The 531-nt window shown below is 74.4% G+C and carries 1 protein-coding gene and 1 pseudogene; both read left to right on the top strand.

The annotated features are described in order from the left end of the window. A pseudogene (locus ABD308_RS08340) lies at nucleotides 1–220 on the top strand (molybdenum cofactor guanylyltransferase); the annotation flags it as partial. 86 nt (nucleotides 221–306) lie between these two features. Continuing rightward, nucleotides 307–531, top strand: a 225-nt coding sequence (locus ABD308_RS08335; RefSeq protein WP_344329896.1) for a DUF6457 domain-containing protein, incomplete at its 3' end; no start/stop codon positions are given.

The following is a 531-nucleotide window of genomic DNA, read 5'->3' as shown; positions in this document are numbered from 1 at the left end:
CTTGGGGGACGCCACCGGCCGCGACCAGCCGCTCGCCGCCGCCTACCGCACCGCCGCGCTGCGCGCCGCCCTGGCCGCCGCCGGCGACCCCGCCGGGCTCCCGCTGCGCCGGCTGACCGGCGCCCTGCCCACCCTCCGGCTGGCCGACACCGACGACGTCAGCCACGACTGCGACACCTGGGAGGACCTGGAGCGGGCCCGCCGGCGCGACGGGGACTGACCCGGCGTCCGGACGTGAGCGAAACGACGCGCGCCGCTCACCGGACAAACATCCCGGCGAAACCGCCGATCAGGCAGCATGTTCGCATGGAACGCACGCTGGATGACTGGATCGCCGAGGTCCGTGCCGAGCTGGACATCGACCTGGACGTCGACGTCCGCGGCCTGCTCGACCTGGCCCGGGTGGTCGCGCACGGGGTGGACCGTCCGGCCGCCCCGCTGACCGCCATCCTGGCCGTGGACAACGAGTTCCACGAGGAGCTGCCGACCGTCTTCCCGCACTTCCCCGGCGCCAAGGACTACTTCACCGAG

This window comes from Kitasatospora putterlickiae (assembly GCF_039527695.1).
Lineage (GTDB): Bacteria > Actinomycetota > Actinomycetes > Streptomycetales > Streptomycetaceae > Kitasatospora > Kitasatospora putterlickiae.
Note: the sequence above shows the minus strand (reverse complement) of the source record. Positions and strands in the feature narration are given on the sequence as shown.